Annotated in this window: 14 protein-coding genes; 9 read left to right on the forward strand and 5 right to left on the reverse strand. The window is 36.2% G+C overall.

Translation table 11 applies throughout. The annotated features are described in order from the left end of the window. Positions 1 to 241: 241 nt before the first annotated feature. Complete coding sequence (locus D5R40_RS03350) at positions 242 to 2,398, forward strand: hypothetical protein (protein ID WP_124143192.1); 2,157 nt, start codon at positions 242 to 244, stop codon at positions 2,396 to 2,398. A gap of 289 nt (positions 2,399 to 2,687) precedes the next feature. Here the strand turns inward: D5R40_RS03350 and D5R40_RS03355 are convergent, their stop codons facing one another. Beyond that, positions 2,688 to 3,077, reverse strand: a complete 390-nt coding sequence (locus D5R40_RS03355) for a nuclear transport factor 2 family protein (RefSeq protein ID WP_124143193.1) — start codon at positions 3,075 to 3,077, stop codon at positions 2,688 to 2,690. 89 nt (positions 3,078 to 3,166) lie between these two features. Between D5R40_RS03355 and D5R40_RS03360 the strand changes: the two genes are divergently transcribed. The 3 genes from D5R40_RS03360 (at position 3,167) to D5R40_RS03370 (ending at position 7,417) form a co-directional block, all read left to right on the forward strand. Further along, entirely contained in the window at positions 3,167 to 3,706 is a 540-nt protein-coding gene (locus D5R40_RS03360; RefSeq protein WP_124143194.1) for a DUF1499 domain-containing protein, read from the forward strand. Positions 3,707 to 3,954: 248 nt separating this feature from the next. After that, a complete protein-coding gene (locus tag D5R40_RS03365; RefSeq protein ID WP_124143195.1) occupies positions 3,955 to 4,551 on the forward strand; it encodes an HMA2 domain-containing protein in 597 nt (198 codons plus the stop codon). 616 nt (positions 4,552 to 5,167) lie between these two features. Then, on the forward strand, positions 5,168 to 7,417 hold the full coding sequence (locus tag D5R40_RS03370) for a heavy metal translocating P-type ATPase (RefSeq protein WP_124143196.1): 2,250 nt from the start codon (positions 5,168 to 5,170) through the stop codon (positions 7,415 to 7,417). A 55-nt stretch (positions 7,418 to 7,472) separates the two neighbouring features. Here the strand turns inward: D5R40_RS03370 and D5R40_RS03375 are convergent, their stop codons facing one another. Then, on the reverse strand, positions 7,473 to 8,687 hold the full coding sequence (locus tag D5R40_RS03375; protein WP_124143197.1) for an RNA-guided endonuclease InsQ/TnpB family protein: 1,215 nt from the start codon (positions 8,685 to 8,687) through the stop codon (positions 7,473 to 7,475). Between the two features lie 263 nt (positions 8,688 to 8,950). Between D5R40_RS03375 and D5R40_RS03380 the strand changes: the two genes are divergently transcribed. The 3 genes from D5R40_RS03380 (at position 8,951) to D5R40_RS03390 (ending at position 11,365) form a co-directional block, all read left to right on the forward strand. Further along, positions 8,951 to 9,223 (forward strand): hypothetical protein, encoded by a 273-nt coding sequence (locus tag D5R40_RS03380; RefSeq protein ID WP_192901036.1) that lies wholly within the window; start codon positions 8,951 to 8,953, stop codon positions 9,221 to 9,223. Positions 9,224 to 9,689: 466 nt separating this feature from the next. Continuing rightward, positions 9,690 to 10,781 (forward strand): AAA family ATPase, encoded by a 1,092-nt coding sequence (locus D5R40_RS03385; protein WP_124143198.1) that lies wholly within the window; start codon positions 9,690 to 9,692, stop codon positions 10,779 to 10,781. Next, positions 10,781 to 11,365, forward strand: a complete 585-nt coding sequence (locus D5R40_RS03390) for a DUF3226 domain-containing protein (RefSeq protein ID WP_124143199.1) — start codon at positions 10,781 to 10,783, stop codon at positions 11,363 to 11,365. Before D5R40_RS03385 ends, D5R40_RS03390 begins: the two co-directional genes overlap by 1 nt. A 190-nt stretch (positions 11,366 to 11,555) precedes the next feature. Here D5R40_RS03390 and D5R40_RS03395 read toward each other — a convergent pair whose 3' ends face one another. Beyond that, positions 11,556 to 11,954 (reverse strand): DUF5132 domain-containing protein, encoded by a 399-nt coding sequence (locus D5R40_RS03395; RefSeq protein ID WP_124143200.1) that lies wholly within the window; start codon positions 11,952 to 11,954, stop codon positions 11,556 to 11,558. 928 nt (positions 11,955 to 12,882) lie between these two features. Between D5R40_RS03395 and D5R40_RS03400 the strand changes: the two genes are divergently transcribed. Next, the gene (locus D5R40_RS03400) at positions 12,883 to 13,845 is read left to right on the forward strand and encodes an ROK family protein (RefSeq protein ID WP_124143201.1); all 963 of its coding nucleotides are present in this window, start codon (positions 12,883 to 12,885) and stop codon (positions 13,843 to 13,845) included. A 182-nt stretch (positions 13,846 to 14,027) separates the two neighbouring features. Here D5R40_RS03400 and D5R40_RS03405 read toward each other — a convergent pair whose 3' ends face one another. Then, complete coding sequence (locus D5R40_RS03405; RefSeq protein ID WP_124143202.1) at positions 14,028 to 14,513, reverse strand: ankyrin repeat domain-containing protein; 486 nt, start codon at positions 14,511 to 14,513, stop codon at positions 14,028 to 14,030. A 233-nt stretch (positions 14,514 to 14,746) separates the two neighbouring features. On the opposite strand from D5R40_RS03405, the gene D5R40_RS34495 reads away from it, so the two are divergent. Continuing rightward, positions 14,747 to 14,911: a hypothetical protein gene (locus D5R40_RS34495; RefSeq protein WP_161564321.1), complete on the forward strand. Its 165-nt coding sequence runs from the start codon at positions 14,747 to 14,749 to the stop codon at positions 14,909 to 14,911. On the opposite strand, the gene D5R40_RS03410 is transcribed toward D5R40_RS34495, so the two are convergent. After that, complete coding sequence (locus D5R40_RS03410; protein ID WP_124143203.1) at positions 14,871 to 15,557, reverse strand: PEP-CTERM sorting domain-containing protein; 687 nt, start codon at positions 15,555 to 15,557, stop codon at positions 14,871 to 14,873. The genes D5R40_RS34495 and D5R40_RS03410 overlap by 41 nt on opposite strands. Between the last annotated feature and the right edge of the window lie 234 nt (positions 15,558 to 15,791).

Genomic DNA, 15,791 nt, shown 5'->3' on the forward strand with positions numbered 1-15,791 from the left:
GATAGGGAATAGTTCAAGAATTAAGAATTTAGAATTAAGAATTGAGAATTACCTCTCCTTTAAAAGAAGAGGATTAACTTAAAGAAAAATTTTTCTTTTTATCCTTTTAAAAGAGGAGGCTTTCAACCACAATTTTTCGGTAAAAGGAGAAAGTTTTTTTTCACTAATTATCCGGACATCATATAAAACCTTCCTATTAAAACCTAAAATCTTCCTATTAACACCTTCCTAAAATCAGCAAATGGAAACTATTGAAATTCACGAGTTCAGCACAGGTATAATTCCCGAAATATTACCAGATGGTAAATGGATTTCTCGGGGATTTAAAGTAGGGGAATATATGAACTTAACCTTGCCCCAAGTTCCCCATTCTGTAGGAAGAGCCATTGCTAATAAAGGCTTTGAAGTTAGCAAAGATCGTCATAGTAAAGAACCTACTTTTGTTGGGCGAGTTGTGCTGAGTATGAATGATGAAGAACCAGATTATTCAGTAGTTGCTGTAGTCACTACTGGACAAGATGAGTATGGACGTTCGACTTCTTTTTATCGTTATTTTCTCTGCACTGGTAAAGATAATATTTGGCAAATATTAGACTGGATAAGTACTCAACAACAACAAGGTGTTAATCCGGTATTTAATCCATCTGAAACTAAAGAAGTTGGTAAACCAAATCAACATACAGTTACTACAAAATCAGAAATAAATTTACCCACAGAATGGCAAAATTGGCTGAGTAGTCAAGTTATACCTGTAATAATTCCTACTGAATTATCTGACTTACAAATTATTAATAAAATGGCTGAAATTAAAGCCAACAATCTACCTATATCATGGGCTTATAATGTTGAAGCAATTGAACGACCAGAACAATTTATTATTATTCATCCTGCTAATACTGAAGTAGAAGCAAATCTGTTACAAATACAGACAAAGATGATGAAAAATCCCAGGAAAAATATCTCAACAAATATAGATGAAGCAGCTATAGAAACAGCAATTAAAGGATTAATTAGTGGTTCTCAAATAAAACAAGAATGGGTAGAAAATTTAATTTTAAAATTACAGAATGGTCAAGTTACATCAAAATATTTAAACAACCTGTTTGATAATCTGGGGGCGAGTAATGCTGTAAAACAAGAAAATGCAAATGCTCAAATGGTTAGGTTATTAACTTTAAGAGCAATTTTTATTCCCGAAACTTTACCAGAATATCTGAATTGGTTAAATATTACTGGAGATGAAAAAAAAGAAGATGAGAAACAAAAAATATCTCTAAAATTACAATCTCAACTGAAAAATTATCAAAAATCATTAGATCCATTAATTGTACTAGGAATGAATTACGCCTTCTATCAAATATTAGGAGGAAAAATATCTGTTCCTGCTTTCTGTTGGCTATTAAAAACTAAAAATAGTTTATGGTCAACCTATTCTACTATAATCAAACAACAAGTTCGCCACGATTTAGAATATTTAGAATCTTTGGGGAACAATTTATTAAACACAAATATTGACCAAGAAATAGAGCAACTAATTTATGGAAATACTATTTGGAAAAAACTCATTTCCCACTTAAAATATCGTCGCGATCGCTGCAATTATTATCAACCTTTTGCCGAGTTATTCTCTCAACTACCTGATTATGAGTTAGCAGCTTATTTTCATCAACTCAGTAATGGAAAAGTCCCAAAATTAATATTTACATCAGCATTTCCGAGGTTAAAGTCAATTTATGAAATTAGAGTTTTTGGGTTAAATGTTCGGCAAGAATTAACTGTTTCTGACCGAATAATTATTTCTATCAAAAAGTATGGCGTACAAGTAGCAGTAACATTTTTATTACTGCTTTCTCATGCTCTATCTTTTGTTTTAGGATATCAGGCAAGTAAGTTTAATAATGGTACTATTGCTGAACCGAAAAAAAATGAACCTTCTACTTTTTCAGAAGAACAATTAACTGATAGTTCAACAAAAAATGTTAGTGCAATTTCCTCAGTAAAAATGGAAAAAGCACTAGAAAAATTTCCCACTACTAGCAGTGTAATTCGAGAAATAGTCCAGGAACTAGAGACAGAAATATTATCTCAAAACTCAACAGTATTTATAGCAGAAGATGCACGCTTAAAAATTATTCAAGCAATTAAGCAAATTCTAGAAATGGATATAAAACTTCAGTATGCAGGGGCAATAGAAGATGAACTTTTAGGAGAACCAGAGAAATATTTAGAAGCACAAAAACAATGGATAGAAGCAATTTATTCTTATCAGCAAAAGTTTTTTAGTAGTGGTTTTGGCTATATAGAACCAGATAAACAAACAGCAGGTAGATTAAAGTGTGATGTGGCTGATTTATTGGATATTCAATTACAACAGAGACCTCAATATTGTGAGGAGTAGTAGGGGCGTTAACGATAGTTATGCGAAGCTAACGGCGTTTGCCCTTAGAGGAAGGAAGAGAATTTAGAAAGATTTGGAAATGACGCTCAGATGAAACATTTTTTTCTACTGAATTAAACTGAATTAAGCGGAATTCCATAAATTCTAAAAATTCAACTTTTTTTCTGTTTTTTATGATCTGGAATTATATCATGTCCAGACAATTAACGATCAAAAAAACTTTCTCCTTTCCCACCTCTTCCTTCTTGCTTCTTTCTTCCCTCCTGACTCCTGACTCCTAAGAAATACTCTAGCTCATCAATGGACTACCATGATGATGAATCAGATACCAATTTCCACCCATCCGCTCAAAAATATTTGTTGCTATACACTGAGCTTTACTTTTCCTACCTCCAATCACTTGCATCAAATTTTCAATCAAAATAACATAACCAATATCTCCATTAATTTCTATTGTCACAATATCAAGATCTATTTCCATATAATTAGTATTTTTAAATATTAAATCCCAGGAATTCCGAATATTTTCAAAACCACGAATGGCATTACGACCTGGATGAATACAAACTGTGTCAATACCCTTGGACAAAATAGAACTGATAGTTTCGATGTCCCGTTTTTCAAAAGCTCGATAAAAGGCTTGATTTGCTGTTAATATTGCTTGCTTTTCGTCAGTCATAAAATTTTTAGTTTAGATATAGAATAATTGTTATTATCTAACGATAGAATCATATTAACCAGTTCAATCAAATTATTCTCCGATAGACCATGGAAACAACAGAAAAAAAATCTCCTAATATATTTTTGAAAATGTTATACATTACCCTCTTTTTGTTAGTAACAGTTGCCATTGTTGTCGGAGTTAATGCCACCTCTGACAAACTAAATTTATTTGCTGGCACCAGACCCAATAATCTAGGCGTATATTCTGGACGACTAGCACCTTGTCCCAATAGTCCAAACTGTGTCAGTAGTTACAGTCAAGATGCAGAACATGGTATAGTCTCTCTTAGCTATGACTCTAATAATCCAGAAACAGCGATCGCTAACCTCAAACAAATAATTGCATCTATGTCTCGGACAAATATTGTTAAGGAGGATAAAAATTACTTGTATGCTGAGTTTACAAGTAAGATAATGGGATTTGTAGATGATGTAGAATTTTATGTAGATGAAGAAGCTAATGCTATTCAACTACGTTCAGCTTCCCGTCTAGGAGAATCAGATTTAGGTGTTAACCGCGAACGAGTCGAAACTATTCGGACAAAATGGAACCAACTAAAAACAAGTAATACCATGTCCAGTTGAATAGTTATAAATAATAAGTCAGGAGTCAGGAGTCAGGAGTCAGGAGTCAGGAGTCAGGAGTCAGGAGAAAGAAAGAGTAGTAGAAGGAGAAAGTTTTTTGTTCGCGCTCTTACCCGGACACGATATCATAGCTCAAATCACCAACGCCAAATACTCCCCCACTCCCTTCCGTATCCGTGTATCCGTGCCATAATCAGTGTGATCCACTCCCTCACTCCCTGTTCCCTTTCACCAAAGGAATATTCACCATGACAACAACCTCAAGCTATACAAACACGATCAACCCAACTGAAACAACTTTCCCCCAGTTAGGTGCATTTTTACAAGCACATAATGAAATCGAATACATTCTACCACCCTTAGTTGGAATCATAATTACCAATAGATTTAAACTACGGGGTGCTACTGCACTTATAGTCAACCTTACAGTTGCAGGTTTTGTGCGCCAAATAATTGAACAACTAAAAGAACAAACAGTAACTATACCTGTAATTGATACTGAGCAAACAACTATTCCTCAACCAGTGACAACCGTTGCTAGTGATGATTCACAAACATACACCATCGTGCATTCAGTACCCGGTCGCATCCGACTGCGAATACCAAAAGTAGCATCTGACCCAAATTATGTCAGACGTTTAGAACAACTTTTAACAGCAGACTCCCATGTATTAGGAGTGCGGATAAATACAGCAGCAGCTTCAGTTGCCATCCAGTATCAAGCTGATGGAATGTCAGAATGGGAACTAGGAATGCTATTGATGAATATCATTCAAGAAGCTGAACCTGATGAAGAGGAAATACCCCAACCAGAAGCAAATTCAGAGTCCCCAGAAACGCCATAAGAAACTGATTAAGTACATTTAAGGTTTTGGAAAAAGACAATTTGACACTGACTTCCAACTTCGACCTTGATGTCATCCCCCCTCTAATTCCCCAGTAGGTTAAATCTTTAAAATCATAGGTTGATACTTAGCGGTACTTTGATATTTTTTACAATGAAAATGCCTTCAAAGCTATTAGGGATAAGGGAAATACATCAATAGGCTAAAAATGGCTTAAACCTAGATATATCAGGAAAAAGGTTGATAAAATGTAAAATATAGACTATATAAGGGTTTGATGCTGTTCTGAACATATTTTTTGCCAAAGTATCGTTAGCTGGAACAACTCTTATAGCAGTCGAAGCAAAGGGTGCAAACATATCACTAAGACAACGCCAGATTTTTCCAACTTAAGTTTTTCCTTCTTCCTTCAGCTATACCAATAATATTACCGAATAATTAATAATTAAATAATTCTGGTAAAAATACTCCCCTTTTAAGGGGAAAAAAAAGAAAATATTCCTTATATTCAATTCCGTAGCGGTTTTAACCAGAGGTAATTATCAATTATCCATTATCAATGATCAATTAATGAAGCCACATTCTCACCCGGAACCAAGAGAAATCAACTAAAACCATGCAAACTATCAAATCACAACAATCAGGGTCAAAATCAACAGTAACAGTCAAAACTCCCACAATATCATTAGTTCATGGCATTCCCGGAAGAGTCAGACTTCGCGTCATGCGCTTGAGTCTAGACAAAAACTATACTGACAATGTACAAACATTATTAGAATCAGATATCCACGTCAAACAAACTCGCATTAACCAAGCAGCAAGTTCGATCGCCATTAATTATCAGACCAAAGGCAAATCAGAAGCAGAAATACTAGACCATCTTATATCTCTAATAGAAAACGTCAATCGCTCTACCGTAACAGTTGTCAAAAAAAAAGTTAACTCCCAAACACCACCAGAAACAGAAGACGAAAATGAAGGAGAATGGTCAAGTTTAGTAATACCAGGTCTAGCAACCCTCTTAGCTTTCCTCGGCGGACCATTAAAATTACCAATTTCCCCACAACTGAGTTTTAGCGCCTTGGCCATTGCCGCCTTCCCAGTTGTCAAACGAGCGTTCCAGAGCTTATTAATCGAACATTGCCTGAATATAGACTGTCTCGACTTCCTCTCCCTAACCCTCGGTGCCATCCAAGGCAAAGTATTAACCCCCGCATTAGTATTAACTCTCCACGAATTGGGGGATGTGATACGCGAACAAACAGCCAGATCCACCGAACACCAAACTTCAGACCTATTAGACACCATCGGACGTTTTGCCTGGGTAGAAAGAGATGGAGAAGAACAACAAATACCAAGCGACCAAGTCAAACGAGGCGATACAGTCATAGTTTACCCAGGAGAACAAATACCAGTAGATGGAGAAGTCTTGCAAGGTGAAGCAGTCATTGACCAACAGCAACTCACCGGGGAGTCAATGCCAGTAGTAGGAAAATCAGGTATATTAGTCTATGCTTCGACTTTAGTACGTTCCGGTCAAATTTATATTCGAGCAGAAAGAGTCGGCAAACAAACTCGCGCTGCTGCTAGTATCGAACTATTACAAAAAGCTCCAGTACATGACACCAGAATGGCAAACTATGCCTCTCAAATGGCAGACAAATTAATTTTGCCGTCGTTGATATTAGCTGGCATTGTCTTAGCCACAACTCGCGACCCCAGTAGAGCTGCATCTATTCTCACCCTAGACTTTGTCACAGGAATTCGAGTATCAGTCCCCACCGCATTTTTGGGAGCGCTAAACCATACTACCAGACACGGTATTTTGGTTAGGAGTGGTCGTACTCTGGAAATGTTAGCGGAAATTGATACTATTGTTTTTGACAAAACTGGTACTTTGACTCAAGGTAATATTGCTGTGGTGGGAGTAGAAACAGTATCAGGACGAATGAGTGCTACAGAAGTTTTGGCTTTAGCAGCTTCTGCGGAACAACGTATTACTCATCCAGTGGCAGAGGCGATCGCCCGTTACGCTCAGGAACAAGGTGTGAATATTTATCCACGGGGTGAGTGGGACTATAAAGTAGGACTGGGTATTCAGGTAGATATTAATGGTCAGGATGTTTTGGTCGGCAGTGCTAAATTTTTGACTCAAGCAGGAGTAGATTTGGACTGCTTCTATGAAAATCATCCTTGTTTTCAGGAAAGTTGCGCCCATCCCGACCAAGAATGCCCAGTTTCTGAGTGGTTATCTTTGATTTATGTGGCCTGCAATGGCGAGTTTCAGGGGGCAATTCAATATAAAGACCCAGTGCGTCCGGAAAGTATGCCTCTGATTATGAGATTGCAACAAGAGTATGGTATGGAAGTACATTTACTGACTGGGGACAACGAAGTTAGGGCGAAGATGGTGGCCACAGAGTTGAAAATCCCAGAGTCTCAAGTTCATGCTGAGGCTTTTCCTGACCAAAAAGCTGCTATTGTTCGAGAATTGCGTCGCACCGGAAAAACTGTGGCTTTTGTGGGAGATGGGTTAAATGATTCTGTGGCTTTAGCTTATGCAGATGTGTCTGTTTCTTTTGAAAATGGTTCGGATGTAGCGAGGGAAACAGCAGATGTGGTGTTGATGAATAATAATTTATCTAGTTTGTTGGAGGCGATCGCTATTGCCAAGCAGACTAAGCATCTCATCGAACAAAATACTGTTATGGTAGTAGGGCCAAATTTGGTGGCTTTAGGGTTGGCCTCGACAGTGGGACTACATCCTCTCATTGCTACGGTTGTCCACAATGGCAGTGCGATCGCTGCTGGTTTAAATAGTTTGCGTCCCCTGGTGCAGCATCAGTTAGAAAGTGGTACATATTGACACTCTCACCGTTAAATCTGGTGATTATAACGGGAGATTCTTGTCTCGCAGATTCTTAACTAGGCAACAAATCAAATAAACTGAGTTGTACCCCCGTCAGACCATCTCCACAAGCTTTTTCTTTAACCGCGTGCCCCACGGCTATTAAACCTCTATTTCTGATTACTTTTGCAGCAGCTATATCACGATTTATTTCATAACCACAGTTGCTGCAATTATGTTTTCTATCAGAGAGTTTTTTCTTTTCAATCTGCCCACATTTAGGGCATTCTTGAGAAGTATAATTCTTGTCAACTTTTCCATAATATTTGCCTCTTTTCCAGCAGATATAAGGAAGTATTTCATTGATAAATTGACCGATGCCACTGTCATTAGATTGTTTTCTGACAATACCTCTAGACCAAGAATTAAAGTTAATATCTTCAACGAAAATATTGTCTGTATTATCACAAAGTTCATGAGCTAATTTGAAATGCCAGTCCCGTCTAGTATTGGCTATTTTCTCATGTATTTTAGCTATCTTTTTCTGAAGTTTTAACCAATTATTTGACCCCTTCTTTTTTTTATTAAGTCTTCTTTGCAGCAATTTAAGCTCGCGTAGTTGGCTGAATAAAAACTTAGGAGATTTGATTAATTTTCCAGTTGAAGTAGCTACAAAACTTTCTATACCTGCATCTATTCCTAATGACTTTTTACCTACTGGATTATCTGGCAATAACTCAGATGAAGTAAAAATAATCATCAAATAATAGCCACTAGCTTTTTTGACTATCCTAGCTTGTTTAGCTTGAAAACCATCTGGATATGGTCTACTTTGTCTGATTTTAATCCAACCTAGTTGAGGTAGTTTAACTCTATTATTGCCTAAGCAATTTTTCAGCATTGCAGGAAAAACAAAACTTCTCAGTTTTTTCTTAAACCTTGGATAACCTTTTCCTTGAGATTTCATGTCAGAAAAAGCTCTATCCAAAATTTTTAAAGTTTGTTGTAAAACTTGAGCATTAACTGACTTTAATTTAGGATGAATTTTTTTAGCTATTGTGAGATTTTTGGCTTGATGATTGTAATTAGGATAAGGCGCATCAGCAGGAATAATATATTCGGAAACAATTGAACAGCTATTAATTGGTGATTTTCTCGCACTTGACCAGTCTTTTCGCTCTCTCAAAGCATAATTGTACACACTCTTACAAACATCAAGAATATGATTAATCTCTATTTCTTGTTGCTGAGTTTGGTTGAGCTTGTACTGGTAAGTTAAAGTAATCAAAGGTTGAAAAATAAAATGTTAATAACTATATTATAACTGATACTGGATTGATTCGCGCTTCGCTCAATTAATAGATTTGTTGAAATTCATTTCACCGCTAAATTAGAAATTATAGCGGGAGTCCTCTTTCAAGATTCTCTGATAGAATGGTAGGGAAATAGTTTTTGTAGATATTTGTATATATATTTTGGTTAATTCCAAGACTTTATTTACTAAATCAGCCCCTACAAAAAACCCATCTTATCTTGTTCCTTATATTAATTATGTCACTTGTTCACTTAAAAAAATCTGTAGTCACTCTTCACCTCCGAGAAATGGTTGAAGATGGTCAAACAAACGATCGCCTTGCATTATTAGGACTAGGTGCGTTTTTGATTGGTCCATTAGTTGCTCCTACTGTCACAAAAGTTGCAAGAAAAGTAGTTAAGGGTGCAATTAAAAGTGGTCTTTCTATGTATGAACAGAGTCAGGAGACTTTTGCCGGAATTAGTGAAGAGTTTGCCGATAATTTGGCAGAATCTCAAACTAATCGTTGAGATTAAAATTATTAAGTTAGGGGTGAGTTGATTAACCAAGTCAGAAGTTATTTTTGTAACGGGTATTTGAGCTTCGAGCCAAAAATATTTCGCTTTAAAAGACGGGGTTACACGACCCTTATGATTTTGATAATTAGTCAAATTCACCTCTATAGAATCCAACTTTCTTATATAAAAGTCTACCCTCAACTCAGAAATAGAGAAAATTATTATTTTAGTTCAAATCATCATTCTGTGAAGCTCAAAAAAATCGCCAAAGCCAAATTTTTCTGCCTTGCATTCCCAAAATAAGTGTGGTACAATTCTATTATTGGGAGTGGTTTGCACCTATTCATGACTTTTTATTCAACTTAAAACCAAATTATCTCCCAACTATTATGTTTGACTAATTTGACTAAACTATCCACTTTGACAAAAATACCAAACAGCTTTTATAACAGTTAAAAAAGAAAGCGTTAAATTAATTATGTTTAAATGTATTACAGTTAAAAATTTTAGATGTTTTGAAGAAATTAGTATTGATAATATCGAACGAGTTAATTTAATTGGAGGTATCAATAATGTTGGCAAAACAGCTCTGCTAGAAGCAATTTTCTTGTTAAAAAGTTTAAATGCTCTAGAAATTCCGTTTCAATTAAACTTTAATAGAGGAGTAGTCCAGCAACAAACTTTTGATGTAGAAGAAATTTGTGAATGGTTATTCTACAAAAAACAAGTCAGTAAAGCCATTAAAATTAAAATAGTAAACGAAAATGGTGAAGAGAACGAACTAAAATTGAGTTTAGATAAAGCATCAAGCCCAAGATTGTTCCCTTTAAATTTAAGGTCAAATAGTAGAAAAACTCTCAAGGATTTAAAACTAGGATTTAAAAAAAATGGTCAACAAATCTTTGGTTTTACAATATTTTTAACACCAGATCGAGAAGAACAAACAGAAATAAAGATAGCAATTCAGCAAGACGAAGAACAAGAAGCTAAAGAAATAGAAGTTTTTCCTCCTAGCGCTTTTCTCAGTAGTCGTTTAAGAGTATCGCCAACAAATGATGCAGAAATATTCAGTCAATTTGAAGCTATAAATAAACAAAATGAAATTATAGAAATCTTAAAAATAATAGAACCAAGATTAAAACGTTTAGCAGTTTTGGTAACCGGAGGAATTCCGATGATTCATGGAGATATTGGAGCAGATTATTTAATTCCTGTTTCATTAATGGGAGAAGGAATGGGAAGATTATTATCTATTATTTTATCGATTATGAATGCAAAAGAAGGAACAGTATTAATTGATGAAATTGAAAATGGTATACATCACTCAGTTATGGAAAAAGTTTGGCAGTCTATAGCTGTAGCAACTAGAAAATCTAACACTCAACTTTTTGCTACTACTCATAGTTATGAATGTATTAATGCTGCTCATCAAGCATTTTCCAACTCCGAATTATATGACTTTCGTTATTTCAGACTAGAGAGAGAAAAAGAGACTAATGTTATCAAGAGTTTAACTTATGACAAAGATAATATTGAGACTTCTTTAGAGCTTAACTTGGAGATGCGTTAATGAGTCAAATTCAAAAAACAATCAAAAAGTCAAAGTTGATTATTGGTGAAGGAAAAGAGGATGAAATGTTTTTCTCTAAATTAATTGAATATTTAGAAATTAATGATATCCAAGTTGATTCTTATGGAGGGAAAGATAACCTTAATAATTACTTAAAAACTTTGCATTTAATACCAGGATTTTCTAATTTGCGTTCTTTAGGAATTACTAGAGATGCTGATGATTCATTCGATTATGCCTCTAAAAGTATTGAATATTCTCTCATAAAATATAAATTAAAAGAAATAGAGAACTTAAAAATAGAAAAGTTTATCCTTCCAAACAACAGTTCTGAAGGAATGCTAGAAGACTTATGTTTAGAATCAATAGATACTGATGAAATTAGCTGTATTGAAAGTTTCTTTCAGTGCATGGAGAAAAGTACAGGAAGAAAATCTAATAAAATTTCTAAAGCTAAAATATACGCCTGGTTATCTACTCAAGAACATCCCGATAAACGTCTAGGTGCAGCGGTTCAAGCAGGTTATATTAACTGGGATAACGAAGCCTTTAAAGAACTGACAAATTTTATCAAAAATCTTTAAATAGGGTTTGCTGAAAAAGTATTTTGGTAAGGGTAGGAGTTCAGGAGTCAGGAGAAATAGGAGTTATGGAGGAGTTAGTAGGAAGAATAGTCCCTTAATTTTTCTGCCCTAGTGAGCCTTTAATGCTAATCGCCCTCCTATCCCTATGCAATTGATTCTGTCTCCTGTCTTCTGTCTCCTGACTCCTTCTTCAAGGAGTTGCTGACTTATTTGCATTCAATTCTTGTTGAGAATATATACCTGCTTTTAAGTTAGATTTATGTTGTGCTTCTGCCGCTACTTCTGCCTTAGCTTCCGCCACAATATCCCCGAATATTTCTACTGTTTCTGCTAGAGCACCTTTAGTTTTTTCCAAGAAAGAAACACCAGTTTTAATAGTTGCTTTAGCTACAGGTTTTAACAAAGGTAAAATAATCGGAGTTAATACAATAGCACCCACACCTACTGCAATCGGAACTCGATTTTGAATAACAGTTTGTTTAACTTGTTGAGGTAAATTTTGAGTTGCTTGTTGCCAGGTTTGATTAGCTACCACAGGCAAATTTTGAACCACTGATTCTGGTATATTTTGATTAGTTTGTTCTACCATATTAATGATCTCCTGATATTAGTATTATTAATCTTATAAAATAACTATAACAAAAAAACACAAACGAGGGTAATTAATTTTTTATTAAATTTTTGTTGCTATTTATTTTCAACAATAAAATATAGCAGAATAAAGAGGGAAAAAGGAAGAGGGAAGAGGGAAGAGGGAAGAGGGAAGAGGGAAGAAGGAAAAATGTAAGCATTCAGCTATTAGCAGTCAGCTCTCAGCAATAATAACCTGTGCTTAAGGACGAGTTTTAAATGAATATAGACTTTAGAGCTGACTGTTATAGTAAGATTTTTCGTTTCTTAGTCAATAAAGCTTTTATCACTCATTAAAAGCAATAGCTGATAGCTGATAGCTGATAGCTGATAGCTGATAGCTGACGGAAAAATATTGCTTTGTCTTAGCTTTAAGCTCTCGATCTGTCTGCGACCTTTCCTTCCACTGCTATATCAACCACAAATTTATAGATTACTTAATAACCCAGAGTAAACTACAAAAATTAAGATGAAACTTATACCCCATATATTTTAAAAATACTAAAATTTTAGACCGAGTTCACTTAAATATTTAATAAATAATTTTAAGACTGAAGAATGTGGCAAGTAAGCATTCAGCGGTCAGCATTCAGCAATCAGCTATTAATTCACTGCCTTTATAGCAGGAATTAGTATTGAGAAGTTTAAGGAGAATTCAAAGTATTGAAAAAACAACTAACCTTGACCTGAGCAGTGTATATCCATTATTTATGAAACAGCTAAAAGCTGAATGCGAGCTAGCTGAATACTTACTGTGGCAAAGTAGATGAATTTTTGCTATAAAACCTTTATTATATAAACTTGATATTAAATGAATTTAACCGGAGCTTTTCTCCAAACCCTAGTTTAAGAACTTAAAAATATCCTCAATAAACCTGATTTATTTTATGACAAATAAAATTTTAGCCCTTGATTTTGGTGGTACAAAGTTAGCAGCAGCAGTATTAAATGCTGGCGAAAGAAACTGGCAAGACTATCAAAAAACTTTTTCCCCTCCCCATGCTTCTGCTCAAACAGATATTGAAATGATGCAAACTATTTCTCACAACCTTCTCAAAGGCGAAAAACCTGCTGCTATAGGAGTCAGTTTTGGCGGTCCCGTAGATGCAACCACAGGTACAGTTCGTCTATCCCATCATGTAAAAGGTTGGGAAAATATTCCCCTCAAGCAAATCTTAGAAACCGAATTTAACTCACTCGCAATAGTTGATAATGATGCCAACGTAGCAGCATTAGGAGAACATCGTTTTGGCGCTGGTCAAGGATATGACAACTTACTTTATATTACTGTAAGCACAGGTGTAGGTGGAGGTTGGATTCTCAATGGCAAACCATGGCGCGGTGTCCAGAGTATGGCAGGAGAAATAGGTCATGTCACAGTCGATCCAGAAGGTCCAATTTGTCTTTGTGGTAAACGTGGTTGTGTAGAAAGATTAGCATCAGGTCCCTATATTGCCCAACAGGTAAGAGAACAGTTGCAATATCAACCTCAAGAAGGGCAAATTTTGCGGAGTTTGGTAAATAATGATTTAGAAGCAATAACTGCCCAGGAAGTTAGTCAAGCAGCTATGCAAGGAGACAAAATTGCTATTAAGGCGATCGAATTAGCAGGTTGGGGTTTGGGAGTAGGTATTGGGAATGTAGCTAATTTAGTTAACCCCGAACGGTTTATTTTAGGGGGTGGGGTGATGAAAGCAGGTGAATTATTGTGGGAAACCTTACAACGAGTAGCAAGAGAAACTGCTTTACCAGAAGTCAATTTTGAGATTTTACCAGCAGCATTGGGTGATGAAGCACCTTTGTGGGGGGCAGTGGCATTAGCTGAGGATTTGTTGTTGAGTAACCAATAATATCATATTCGGTTGAAAAGTTTAAAGAATTTTTAGAGATGGAGAAAGGAGGGAGAGCAGGGGTTCTATATATAGATATAGCAGAGAAAAGGCAACAGACAACAGTGGAAAAAACATTGCCTAGTCTAAGATTCATCATCAGCATAAGTCCTAACCGCTCTGGTTATTGCCATACCTACCACCTAACGCAACACTCCCCGATCGCGTACCTGCTTTAGCAATTCCACTGCCTCTTGATGACCTTCTGAACTTGCCCAGACCAAAGCAGTCCATTTATTATTATCTTTAGCCTTGATATCTGCGCCCCGGTCTAGCAAAATTTGAATGGCGTTAATATGGCCACTACCAGCAGCTGTCATCAAGGGAGTCAAGCCAAAATTAGTAGCAGCATTGACATCAGCACCAGCATCCAATAAAATTTGCAAAATTTTCCGATCGCCACTACCTGCAGCACCCATCAAAGGCATCCAGCCATCATTATCATTATTGTTGACATCAGCGCCAGCAGCCAATAATTTTTTAACTATTTCTATATGGCCAGCTTCCACAGCAGCAATTAAAGGAGTGGAACCCTCCGAGTCTTTAGCATCGATATCTGTACCTTCATTCAGCAAAGTTTCGACTTGAGAAATATCTCCAGTTTTAACCACATCAATTAATTCTGTCATCTTAGATTTTCTCCTATAATTTGGTTTTATCTAAAGTTAAGAGGATATCTGAAAAGTTGTTTAATACTGAATTTTGCCCCCCTACCCCCCCCATTCTGGGGGGAACAAGAATCCATTAACTGCTAAAAGTCCCCCTTTATTAATCCCCCTCCCGTCCCCCTTGGGAAGGGGGAAGCCAGAGGATGCTGCGCTTTTGAAGGATGGGGGATGCGCGGGGGCGCGTTATGTAGCAAATGAGACTTCTCAGACAACCTCTAAGTATATTAGCTACCTGGGTGCGACCTGTTGTGCAACAGTTACTACAACAGGCAAATATTGATATGAGAATTTCTGTCATTCTCTCACCTTGTCCTCATGCTACTGGAAAAGAAGCAGCGATCGCTCTGTTAGTCTATTAATTTTCTTGTTTTTTTCCCGTACTATACCTGTAGCAATAGCACCAGTAACCAAGAGACCAAGAATATTTGTGGGTTCGGGGACAGATTCTGCTGTCAACTCTAGTTCCGCGAAAGAAACGACAGCATCATCATAATAAAACCAGGGAATTGTATTAGTAACAGAATCTAATGAATTGATAATCTCTGCAGAGGTAAACCCAAAGTCTAGCAAATCTATAGAAACTGTACCTGTAGTTCCCACCGCAGGGATACCAGGAATGCTAGGTATACTAATAGATTTTCCACCAACAACTCCAGTGACATCTGTTGTAACTCCAGAATTAATAGGAGAGAGAGTCAAAGTTAGGAGAGCCGAGTCTAGAGGGCTAGAAACTGGAAAAAGTGTTAGATTACTGTCATTTGAGAAATCAAATGACCAGTTTGTTGTTTCATCAACTCCATCACCTGTAGGCAAACTTGGGATAACTGAATTCTGTAGAATCAGAAAATCTCCATTCTGTAGATCTCCTCCAATAACAGGAGTTGGGTTAGAAGACCCAGTAGCAGTAGCTTTTATAGAAATAGCAAGCGCTTCTTTAGGAACCCAGAAAGTCAGGGTTGTCAAAATAGCGAGAAATGTCAGGGATAAGTAATTTTTTCTCAGCATATCTTCAATCTCCCAAATGAATTCTATGTTGCATCTGGTATGATAATACCATAGATTTCACAGAATAAAAGCTATTCCAGTAGTACCTCACTATTATCGAATGTGCTGTAATATTGAGAATTATAGACGTAAAAATGGTGGCATCATATTTCCAAATCCCAATGCACTAAAAGGAATTATTGTCCATAGCTGTATTTCCGCCCTGTTGTACTATTAAAACCGGATTTAGTATAC

Source organism: Okeania hirsuta (assembly GCF_003838195.1).
Lineage (GTDB): Bacteria > Cyanobacteriota > Cyanobacteriia > Cyanobacteriales > Microcoleaceae > Okeania > Okeania hirsuta.

What these genes read in the sequence shown, in the direction of transcription:
- D5R40_RS03355 (WP_124143193.1), bottom strand. Translation starts at nt 3,077, where the DNA reads ATGACTGACGAAAAGCAAGCAATATTAACAGCAAATCAAGCCTTTTAT.
- D5R40_RS34495 (WP_161564321.1), top strand. Translation starts at nt 14,747, where the DNA reads ATGAGACTTCTCAGACAACCTCTAAGTATATTAGCTACCTGGGTGCGA.
- D5R40_RS03365 (WP_124143195.1), top strand. Translation starts at nt 3,955, where the DNA reads ATGACAACAACCTCAAGCTATACAAACACGATCAACCCAACTGAAACA.
- D5R40_RS03390 (WP_124143199.1), top strand. Translation starts at nt 10,781, where the DNA reads ATGAGTCAAATTCAAAAAACAATCAAAAAGTCAAAGTTGATTATTGGT.
- D5R40_RS03360 (WP_124143194.1), top strand. Translation starts at nt 3,167, where the DNA reads ATGGAAACAACAGAAAAAAAATCTCCTAATATATTTTTGAAAATGTTA.
- D5R40_RS03370 (WP_124143196.1), top strand. Translation starts at nt 5,168, where the DNA reads ATGCAAACTATCAAATCACAACAATCAGGGTCAAAATCAACAGTAACA.
- D5R40_RS03410 (WP_124143203.1), bottom strand. Translation starts at nt 15,557, where the DNA reads ATGCTGAGAAAAAATTACTTATCCCTGACATTTCTCGCTATTTTGACA.
- D5R40_RS03400 (WP_124143201.1), top strand. Translation starts at nt 12,883, where the DNA reads ATGACAAATAAAATTTTAGCCCTTGATTTTGGTGGTACAAAGTTAGCA.
- D5R40_RS03405 (WP_124143202.1), bottom strand. Translation starts at nt 14,513, where the DNA reads ATGACAGAATTAATTGATGTGGTTAAAACTGGAGATATTTCTCAAGTC.
- D5R40_RS03350 (WP_124143192.1), top strand. Translation starts at nt 242, where the DNA reads ATGGAAACTATTGAAATTCACGAGTTCAGCACAGGTATAATTCCCGAA.
- D5R40_RS03395 (WP_124143200.1), bottom strand. Translation starts at nt 11,954, where the DNA reads ATGGTAGAACAAACTAATCAAAATATACCAGAATCAGTGGTTCAAAAT.
- D5R40_RS03385 (WP_124143198.1), top strand. Translation starts at nt 9,690, where the DNA reads ATGTTTAAATGTATTACAGTTAAAAATTTTAGATGTTTTGAAGAAATT.
- D5R40_RS03380 (WP_192901036.1), top strand. Translation starts at nt 8,951, where the DNA reads ATGTCACTTGTTCACTTAAAAAAATCTGTAGTCACTCTTCACCTCCGA.